Source organism: Metabacillus sediminilitoris, assembly GCF_009720625.1.
Lineage (GTDB): Bacteria > Bacillota > Bacilli > Bacillales > Bacillaceae > Metabacillus > Metabacillus sediminilitoris.
Genome location: NZ_CP046266.1, coordinates 2,604,281 through 2,615,289 on the forward strand (window position 1 = coordinate 2,604,281; position 11,009 = coordinate 2,615,289).

Here is an 11,009-nt window from a genome sequence, read left to right on the forward strand (position 1 = left end):
CCTCCTGGTGCATTAATTTTTTTGTGTCAGCTCCCAATTTTTTAATATTATACGCACAGTAGTTCCTTGTTTTGACCCGCTGGAGACCGACCATTCCCAACTTTGACCGTAATATAGACTTAGTGTGTCAAAGATATGACGTAAACCGATGCCGATTTTTCCTTTTTCAACAGCAGTCACCGGATCATTCAATTCTTTTACTTTATCATCACTGATGCCTAAGCCGTCATCGTTTATAAGAAATACTAAATTCCCGTCATCAAAATGAATCTTTATCGAGATTCGTCCGTCTGTATTCTTCGGAACAATGCCATGGAATATCGCATTTTCCACCACAGGCTGAAGCAGCATGCGGGGGATAAGGAGCCTTTCCGTACCTGGTTCTATGTCTAACACTAAATGGAAGGTTTTTTCGTAGCGAAGCTCCAAAATGACCAAATACTTTCGGATAATGTCCAGTTCCTCCTCAACCATAATGATGCTGCCGCTTTTGCCCATATTTGCTTCCAATAGATGGGTCAGTGCCGACAACACGAGAGAAGCGCGCTCGTTTTGATTCGAATCAATAAGCCAGCGCAGGGTGCTAAGTGTATTAAAGAGAAAGTGGGGATGAACCCGGTGCATAACAGCCCGAAGCTCAGCATGATGCTTTTCACTCTGTTCCGTTTCCACCTGCTGCATTAAATTGTCGATGTCAAAAAGCATTTCGTTAAATTGCTTACTCAAAAAGCCGATCTCATCTGAGGAATTTACATTCGCTCTCGCTTTTAGATCACCTTGTTGAACTTGAAGCATGCTCTGGGACAGTTGTCTGATAGGCTTCGTTACTCTGCCGGCAATGAAAAAACCAATCCCAATGGCAAGCAAGGAGAAAACACCGGCTGAAACGACGATCCAGGATTGGAGACGATCCAATTGTCCGCTGATCTCATGGATCGGAACAGTACCTACTAGCATCCAGCCATTGCTAAGCGGCTGCTTGACACCGTAATATGGCACGTTATTCGCTTCAAATTCGAATTCAACAGCATCATTATCAACAATATGGTGATACAAATCAGGATTTTCTACCTTCTTATTGATGCTGTCTAAATTCGCATCAATCATGATCATTCCGTTCTTATCGACAACGAAGAATTTCCCAGTCTTCCCAAGTTTTAAGTGCTCAATTGTATTTAGGATAGACCGTCCGTCTAAATGAACCTGTACCAGTCCGATATTATTCAGCGTGTCAAAATCCTTCAAGACCCTGCCGACAGGAAGAATTAAGTCTGTATTAATTCCGCCTCCGTTGAAATCGTCATACTGAAGCCCCTGCCAAACCAATTCTCCGTCTTTTTGTTTGGCTTCCTTTACCCATTCCTTGTCTGATAGCCGTATGTTTTTAAGTCTGGCTTCGGAAAAGGTTCCGCTGCCCCAGCCACTGCCTTCCTCTTTCAGCACATAAACAATTTTGACGAAGGAGTTGGAATAAACATAATTATTCAGCAGCGTATTAATGTATTGGTCATTTCTTCTTTGTTCGTCAGATGTATTGCTATTTAACTGTAAGGCAGCTTGCTGGATGTTCTGATCACTGCTAATAAAATCAGAGGTATCAATTCCAACATTCAATATAAATGAGAGCGACTCCGCCGTCTGTTTGGTGATTTGAACGGTGGACTCCCGCACGTTTTTCTTCAAGATCGAATTAGACTCCCAGTAAAAAGATAACGAGATAAATAGTGTCGATATCAAAATCACAAGCAGAAAAGCCACGATGATTTTAGTTGAAAAGCTTCTATATAAAAATTTTTTTCGGAACATGAAACCCCGCCTTATTCGTTTCTTACTATTCATTATTGTAAAGGTGCGGAGAGCGATTGCCCAAGGAAGGTTTTGGAAAAGAACACCTGCTTATCTGTTATTTCTCTTATAAACATATCATTTTTTTCCTTCGTCAGAAGTGAAGGTGTTTTATTTTGAGTAAAGACCATAAAATTTTACCCCCGCAGAATTGGCCGTAAAAAGACTAAACTAACTTCCATAATTTTCATATAAAACCTTAATAAGGAAAAAAATCGTGGGTGAGCGTCATATTTTAAGTAATACACGAAAAATAAGAGATTGACAAACCATTTTGGAAGTAATCAAAGAGAAAAGTCCTTTAGTTCTCATAGTCTATCATTTTCTAAAAATACCCATTTTTTCAGCCGGATACCAGGCGTTTCCTGCTCGAATGTAAAGGAATTGTAAAGCTATTCCAAATCAAGATCCACGCTATTTAAGTCCATTTTAAAGGATGCTTTTTCTAACAAATTCATGGTGGCTTGAGAGCCTTTAAAATACCAGGTAGGAGTTTTAACCGATTGTAAAGGACTCTCTATGTTGCTAACTTGATAGTGTACCCGGGAAACAAAAGATGCTCATGATTAAAAATGAAAAGAGAATGGAGAGATGTTCTAAAGAAATTTGATGTGAAGACATTCTAGAGTTGAAATCATTTATTTTTTATTTTTATCGCAGAAGGTGAGAACAATGAAATGAATGTAAGAATCCCAGCAGTAGAGAAAAAAGCAGTTCAAATGCGTGAAAGCGAGCTTATGAATAAAAGGATTTTACCAGTGAATAGAAAATTTTAATTTGAGGTGGAAACATGAACTTACCAAAAAAATATTTAAAAATGATCGCAAGTGCATCACTTGCAGCTACTATCTGTTTATCTGCAGGAGCTCCGAATGCTCTAGCCGTTACACAGCCCGAAGCAGACACACCTTTAGCTCAGGAAAATCTTCAAAAGCTTTCTGTTCAAGGAATCGAGAAGCTTTCAAACGGCGTCAAATTGGACTTAGGATCAAATGATGCATACATTCGATTATTTGACAAAGATTTTGTAAAAGTTTCTGTATTAAATAAAGGTGAAAAAGAATTCGAATCAAGAGGGATTGCTAAAAAAGAATCTGAATGGGATACACCAGCATTTAAAGCAATCGAAAGCAAAGATACTTATACGTTAAAAACAGATGAACTTACAGTTGAAATTAAGTTGAAGCCATTTGGTGTACGCTTCCTTGATAAGCAAGGAAATGTGATCAATGAGGATTATGTCAATCAAGATAAGACCTCAGGATATGAAAATGGAAAGCCTTATGTCTTTAAGAAAACAGATCAAAATGAAGACTTCTATGGCTTCGGTGAGCAAGCAGGTCTGGAATTCAACAAACGCGGTGACAGCATTGGCATGTGGAACACAGATGCTTACGCTTATACGAAAGATACAAAATACGTATATACATCAATCCCATTTTTCATTGGGTTAAAAGACAAAAAAGCATATGGGATATTCTTTGACAATACACATCGTTCCTACTATGAAATGGGAACTGAATCTGATGATTACTACTATTTCTATGCAAATGGAGGTAAGTTAACGTATTACTTTGCATACGGTCCGGAAATCAGCGATGTCGTTGACCGCTATACAGATCTAACAGGTAAAATGGAAGCTCCACCAGAGTGGTCATTGGGCTTACACCAAAGTAAATGGGGATATACAGCAGATGAAATCGTAAATATTGCGAAGACATACCGTGAAAAACAAATTCCATTGGACACGATGCATTTTGATATTGACTATATGGATGGCTACCGTGTTTTTACATGGAATGAACAATATAAACAAGCATTAAAACAACTAAAATCAATGCCTGGATTCCATGCGATCGCAATCAACGATCCAGCTGTAAAACAAGATGAAAACTATCGTATGTATCAGGAAGGTACGAAGAATGATTACTGGGCGAAAAACGCAGACGGATCAACGTTCATCGGTCCGGTATGGCCTGGAGATTCTGCTTTCCCTGATTTCTCTAAACAAGAAGTCCGTGATTGGTGGGCAAAAAACCATGATACGTTATTTAATGAAGGAATTGACGGGATCTGGAATGATATGAATGAGCCTGCCGTATTTATCGACAATGACAAGATGTACCATACTTTGCCTTTGGATGCTTATTTTGGTACAGAAGATAACAAAATTATGCATACGGAATATCACAACTTATACGGTCATGATGAAGCAGATGCTACTCACCAAGCCTTTAAAATACACAAGCCTGGAACTCGTCCGTTTGTGTTGACACGTGACATGTATGCAGGTACGCAACGCTGGGCTGCTTTATGGACAGGTGACAGCGAATCGAACTGGGAGCATTTGCAAATGTCCATCCCGATGATCTCTAATATTGGTCTATCAGGTGTATCCTTCGTTGGTACTGATATTGGCGGATTTGCTAAACGACCAGACGCAGAGCTGTTTGCTCGCTGGATTGAAGTAGGAGCTTTCTATCCATTCTCACGTATCCATTATGATAGTGATGCAAAATCTGAAATTAAACAAGGTCAAGAGCCTTGGGCATTTGGTCCAGAAGTTGAAAAAATCAGCAAGAAATATATCGACTTGCGCTATCAATTACTTCCTTACTTATACAATGAATTCAAGGAAGCAACTGACAGTGGTAAGCCGGTACATCAACCACTTGTTTATCAATTCCAACATGATGAAAAAACAAATGATATCAGTGACCAGTACATGTTTGGTGACTCTATGATGCTTGCACCGGTTATTACAAAAGGTCAAACATCACGTAGCGTTTACTTACCACAGGGCGTAAACTGGACAGACTATTGGACTGGTGAAGAATATAAAGGTGGACAAACACTTACTGTAGATGCTCCGCTTGGTCATTTACCGATTTTCGTGAAGAAGGATTCAATGATTCCAAACCGTGACGTGCAGCAATACACAAGTGAAAAACCTTTAACAAACCTTGTGCTTGATACGTATTTAGACAAAAACGCTTCATATACGTTCTACGAGGATGATGGTGCAACAGAAGACTACAAACAAGGTGAATACAACGAAACATCATTTGAAGTAGAACGTAAGGGTAATAAAATTGCATTCAAACAAAAACAAGAAGTTAAAAACTTCAAAGAATCAAAACTAGAGCAATACACATTGAAATTAAACAATGCGGAAAAACCATCGAGAATTCAAGCTGGAAACAGCAAATATCAAGAGGTTGGTTCTCTTGCAGAATCACAAGGTAAAACAAATACCTTCTTCTATGATGCAAAAGCAAAGGTTCTTTATGTAAGCATCCCAGCTGATGAGAAAAAAGAAGTTCAAATTCGATAATGTGACAGGAGCATATGCAGAGGCAAATGTAAGAGTGAAAGTATAGTAGGAAGAAGAGGGTGACCAATAACACTATGTTAGATCGTATTGAGTCACCTTCTTCTTTATTAAACGAATAAACTAGTCATCTCATAAAAATATTCGAAAACGAAAAGATTGTTAGAAATGAGGATGTCATGTGAAAAAGCTAACTAAACTATCTGTTGGCATTATAACGGCAACATTGCTATCAATTTCATTTATTCAACCAGTTCATACAACATTTGCTGCTTCAATTAAGAATGAACAAGCTGAAAAAGGCAGCTACCAAAATGGATCTAAACAAAATAAATCATCATGGGATAAAAGCTCGTTATCATTTATCTCTGAAAATGTAACGTGCACTGGCATTTCTGCCACGATAAAAAATGGTCAGGACTCACAAACCATGCAGGGGGAAGTAGCGTACGAGGTTTACTGGTCGGCGAATGGCAATCCTAAAGACGGCGAGGTTGTTTATTCTGGAGTTGTTAACGTGTTACCTTCTGGTGAAACACAGGAATTAACGTATACACCAGATGAGCTTATCGACGGGAATTATATGTTTAAAGCTTATCAGCGCCCTGGCCATCCAGGAAAAGGAGAATTGTGGAGCGATTCTATAAAGATAAATAATGAAGCTGGATTGACGGGAAAGATTGAATCACAGCGACCTTTCGATCAATTTTTTAATAGCAGTGTGAATAAAGGAACAGCAACATTTACGGTTCCTGAGGGTATGGATCCAGTCGAGATTAGTTTTACAAGCTATGCTTATCCGGAAGGGACAGTACTTCAAGAAGACGGGAAGCCGTATGAGGGGCAAACTAGCTTTGATAACGTCACGAATATATATGGGCCAGGTACATATACGGTTCAAGTTGATTTGCCGAATGGATATTATCAGGCAGATTTATATATTGGTGCCCAAGTAGAAAAATTAACGCAATGCGGACACCCAATGGATAAAATAATTGATGCGGATTATGGACTAAACGGAGAACCGGAGCGTCCGCTTGACCAGTACTTTCATTCAACTGTTGACAAAGGAACGGCTACGTTTACAGTGCCAGATGGAAGCAATCCGATTGAGATTAGCTTTACAAGCTATGCATATCCGGAAGGGACAGTACCTCTAGAAGACGGAAATCCGTATGACGGTCAGACTGCTTATGATAATGTAACAAATGTCTATGGGCCGGGAACCTATATAATTAACGTTGATCTACCCGAAAATGGGTATTTCCAGACAGATCTTTATATAGGACCTGAGATTGAAAGATTAACAGAAGCTGGACATCCCATCGAAAAGATCATTGATGCAGATTATGGTCCAAAAACTGAATGATAACTTTCTCATATAATTGTTAACCAATAAAGATAAGAAATGAGGGTCTGACTACATTCATTTAGAATTTAGTCAGGCTTCTTGGAAAAGAAAGTATGCTTCAACTTAAATGCAACTTGTTAAATTCAAATTTTTAAAAACCTTATCCCATAGTCAAACAGGCTAAGAGATTTGGGAACCATCAAAGACACTAATTGTTCGTTATGGGGAGTTTGATTGTATGCTTTCAAAAAAGAAACCAATCATCATTATCTTGTTTTCTATCATTTTGCTAGTAATTGTCACTGCGGTTGTAATAAAGCCTCTCTTTTTTCAAAAGAAACCGCAAATAATAGAAGAAAGCAGCATTATTCAACATCTAACAATTGATAAAGCTTCATATCAACCAAAAGAAACCGTTCATTTTAATGCTAAATTACCGGCTGAGTATTCGGATCAAATGTTAGAAATCACCTACTATCATTTAAATGACGTCATCTCTAAACAAAAGGTGAAGGCAGATAAAAAAGAAATACATTGGACATGGAAGCCGCCAAAAGAGGATTTCAAAGGATATTTAGTCCGTGTACAGTTGGAAACTCAAACTGAACAAGATCAGCAAACAATTGCGGTTGATGTTTCAAGCGATTGGTCAAAATTTCCGAGATATGGATTTCTGTCAAAGTTTCATGACATGTCCAACAAAGACATGGAGTCTGTTATTTCCTGGCTGAATCGTTATCACATTAATGGATTGCAATTTTATGATTGGCATTATAAACACCATCAACCTATTAAATTAGAAAACAATGAGTCTGCCGTCCATTGGGAGGACATCGCCAATCGTCCTACCTCGCTGCAGACGATTAAATCATATATTGAGTTAGCCCATAATCGAAATATGAAAACAATGGCATATAACCTTTTATACGGTGCTTTTGCAGAAGCTGAAAAAGATGGTGTCAAAACAGAATGGCGCTTATTTAAAGATCAGCAAAAAAATCAACATGATTATCATCCATTACCAGAAGAATGGAAAAGTGATGTGTTTCTTGTCAATCCGGCAAATTCGGAGTGGCAAACCTATTTAATTAATCAGCAAAAAAAAGTTTACGAGAATCTTCCCTTTGATGGCTGGCATATCGATCAGCTTGGTCCGCGGGGAAATGTATATGACTATAATGGCAATTTCGTGGAGCTCGACGAATCTTTCAAACCTTTTATGGAACATATCAAAAAAGAAACACCTGATAAACGGATTGTGATGAATTCGGTTAGTCAATATGGGCAAAAACAGCTTGGTGATGCTCCTGTCGATTTCTTATATACAGAAGTATGGGATCAAGATAAGTATTATAGCGATTTAAAACGCATTATTGATGAAAATGATCACTATTCAAAAGGGAGATATAATTCAATCTTAGCCGCCTATATGAATTACGAGTTTTCCAATCAGCCGGGGGAATTTAATATCCCAGGTATATTATTAACGAATAGTGTGATTTTTGCATCGGGAGGTTCGCACTTAGAATTGGGTGAACACATGCTGTCAAAGGAATATTTTCCACATGAAAATTTAAAGATGAGCAAATCCCTACAAAGCAAGCTCTTGCATTATTATGATTTTCTAGTAGCTTATGAAAACCTGCTTCGAGATAACCTGAAGGAGGTACCGATCGCGATTGGTTCATCTGATTGGGTTCATTTCTCTACGCAGCCGGAAAAGGGGAAAATATGGAGCTTCGCAAAACAAAAAGAGAATAAAAAAGTCATTCACTTTATTAACTTCTTTGATGCTACAACATTAGAATGGCGTGATACACATGCAAAGCAAGCTGAACCTCAAAATCGCAAGCAGTTAACTGTCCAGATTGAAGAGACTAAATTGATTAAAAAGGTTTGGATGGCTTCGCCGGACAAGCAAAACGGTGTGCCTATATCTCTAAACTTTAAACAAGAAAATCACAAAGTCATCTTTACACTTCCCAGTCTTAAATATTGGGATATGGTAGTAATAGAGTATGAACAATAAAGGGATTATCACTATCTTGATTTCAATAGAATAAGAATGTTTTAGCTTCAATGTTAGGTATATATCGTCCAAAAAAAGGAGTGTTTTGTAATGAAAAAAATAATCGTTTCCCTTGGAATAGCAGGTGCAGTTCTTTCTCTTTCAGCTTGCAATCTTAGTGCTTCTAATACAATTGTTCAATCGAAAGCGGGTGAAATTACCAAAGAGGAATTTTACAACGAATTAAAGGCTCAGACCGGGGACCAGGTTTTACAACAAATGGTAGAAACGATGGTGCTTGCAAAAGAATACACAGTGACAGAAAAAGAAATTGATGAAAGAATCAAAGAGTATACGGAACAATTCGGCGGGGAGGAAGGCTTACATCAGGCTCTTGCGCAAAATGGAATGACAGATGAGCAAGCCTTTAAAAAGAATATTGAACGCGAGTTATTGGCTGAAAAAGCAGCAACAGATGGGGTAAAGGTATCAGAGGAAGAAGTGAAAAAAGAATTTGAGGAAAAGTATAAAGATGAAATAAAAGCGAGCCACATTCTTGTTAAGGATGTAAAAACGGCGAAAGAAGTGAAGGAGAGACTTGATAAGGGGGAGGACTTTGCTAAGCTTGCGAGCCATTATTCCATTGATCCAAGCTCGAAAGACAATGGCGGTGACGTTGGATATTTTACAAAAGGGAGGATGGTTTCTGAATTTGATCAAGTTGTATTTTCACTAGATGTTAATAAAGTCAGTGAACCTGTGAAAACAGAATACGGTTACCACATCATCAAAGTAACGGATAAGAAAACAAACAAGTTTGAAGACAAGAAAAAAGCAATTGAAAGAGAATTAACCTTAAAAAAAGCGAAGCCAATGAAAGAAGTTATTTCTAAGCTTCAAAAAGAAGCTGATATTTCGATCAAAGATCAAGAGTTAAAGGATGCATTAAAAACCACGCAACAACCTGAAAAAAACTAAAAGCATACCATATGAAAAGATTAGACTGCAAAGTGATTCTTCGCAAAAGCTTTGCAGTCTTTTTTGGTGGTAGGAATCCAAAAAAAATTCCTCTAGCATCCTAATAAGTCAGTTAAATAAATTGAAAGGAATGTGAGGAGAAATTCCTATTTTTTGAATTATCTGAAACTTAACTTGTTTCACTGAATGAATTATGCTAAATTTACCCTATGAAATGAGGGAAGGGGTGAAGTGTGTAATGAATTTATTTAGAAAAGGAAATAAGGAGCTTATTAAAGAACTGAACCGTTCCTTCGTGATTGATATGGTTCGCCTGAAAGGAAAAATCTCGCGTACAGAAATAGCGAAAGAAACAGGGCTGGGTTTATCAACAATTACAAATATTATCGATGAACTTATTAAAGAAAACCTTGTTTCTGAGATTGGAACTGGAGATTCACATGGCGGCAGGAAGCCAGTGCTATTAAAATTTAACGGAGATTTTGGTGTTGTTGCTGGGATGAAAATTGAGCCACAACAGGTGAAAATGTGTTTATCTAATTTGGAAGGCAAGATTTTACACAAACATCAATTTTCATATACTCATAATGAAGCGAACAGATTAGCAAAGGTTATTATTGACGAGCTTGATTCTTTCATGAAACAAAATGAATGCGCTACCAAATTAGTGGGGATTGGCATTGCTACGCCTGGGCTAGTAGATCGGGAAAGCAATGAAGTGATCTATTCACCAATATTAAAGGTGGAGCATGGGGATTTAAAGCCAATTGGCCAACACTTTGATGTTCCTTTATTGATCGATAATGATGCGAATGTCTTTGCACTTGCTGAAAAGTGGATAGGACAGGGAAGAGACTATAGAAACTTCATCGGTGTGACAGTTGGAGCTGGTGTGGGAGCAGGAATTGTGATTGATAATATGTTGTTTCGCGGAGACTTCGGCGGAGCTGGTGAATTAGGTCATATCACGATTTATCAGGGTGATCGCCATTGTTATTGCGGGCAACGGGGCTGTTTAGAATTATATGCTTCTGATGCGTACATTGTGAACGAAGCTGAGCGCATGGTCTCGATTGGTGTTCCAACAGTATTAGCGTCGTTTACTCCCATTACACCTGAGAGTATTGTAATAGCAGCTCAAAGCGGAGATACGTATGCACAGGAATTGTTGGTCAAGCAAGGAGAAAATTTAGCATTAGGGATTAAGAACATGGTCCATCTATTTAATCCTGAAGCAATCATTTTAGGTGGGGAAGGATTAAGAGAGGGCGAATTTCTGTTAAAAGGTATTCAAAAGGAGCTGGCCGTCCACTTTTTTGTCAAGCATCCTCGAAAACTTCAGTTCCAAACCTCACAGCTGGGTGGGGATGTATGGTTAATTGGAGCGTGCGCACTAGTAGTAAGCCACTTATTTAGAGTTCCTATTTACAATTAACAAAGGAAACGACTATTGTTGACTCCTTTGGAATAATTACTTTCTTCACTGAATAAAGTAT

6 protein-coding genes are annotated in these 11,009 nt (G+C 38.2%); 5 read left to right on the forward strand and 1 reads right to left on the reverse strand.

The annotated features are described in order from the left end of the window. Positions 1–12: 12 nt before the first annotated feature. The gene (locus GMB29_RS12370) at positions 13–1,683 is read right to left on the reverse strand and encodes a cache domain-containing sensor histidine kinase (RefSeq protein WP_196305246.1); all 1,671 of its coding nucleotides are present in this window, start codon (positions 1,681–1,683) and stop codon (positions 13–15) included. 952 nt (positions 1,684–2,635) lie between these two features. On the opposite strand from GMB29_RS12370, the gene GMB29_RS12375 reads away from it, so the two are divergent. From GMB29_RS12375 to GMB29_RS12395, 5 genes are all read left to right on the forward strand, one after another. Then, on the forward strand, positions 2,636–5,179 hold the full coding sequence (locus GMB29_RS12375) for a glycoside hydrolase family 31 protein (RefSeq protein ID WP_136353976.1): 2,544 nt from the start codon (positions 2,636–2,638) through the stop codon (positions 5,177–5,179). Between the two features lie 178 nt (positions 5,180–5,357). Next, the gene (locus GMB29_RS12380; RefSeq protein WP_136353978.1) at positions 5,358–6,545 is read left to right on the forward strand and encodes a hypothetical protein; all 1,188 of its coding nucleotides are present in this window, start codon (positions 5,358–5,360) and stop codon (positions 6,543–6,545) included. Positions 6,546–6,765: 220 nt separating this feature from the next. Further along, the gene (locus GMB29_RS12385) at positions 6,766–8,556 is read left to right on the forward strand and encodes a glycoside hydrolase family 66 protein (RefSeq protein WP_136353980.1); all 1,791 of its coding nucleotides are present in this window, start codon (positions 6,766–6,768) and stop codon (positions 8,554–8,556) included. Between the two features lie 90 nt (positions 8,557–8,646). Continuing rightward, positions 8,647–9,513 carry a peptidylprolyl isomerase gene (locus GMB29_RS12390; RefSeq protein WP_136353982.1) on the forward strand — a complete coding sequence of 289 codons (867 nt, stop codon included), beginning with the start codon at positions 8,647–8,649 and terminating at the stop codon, positions 9,511–9,513. Positions 9,514–9,751: 238 nt separating this feature from the next. Then, on the forward strand, positions 9,752–10,948 hold the full coding sequence (locus GMB29_RS12395) for an ROK family transcriptional regulator (protein ID WP_168733846.1): 1,197 nt from the start codon (positions 9,752–9,754) through the stop codon (positions 10,946–10,948). The last annotated feature ends 61 nt before the right edge of the window (positions 10,949–11,009 follow it).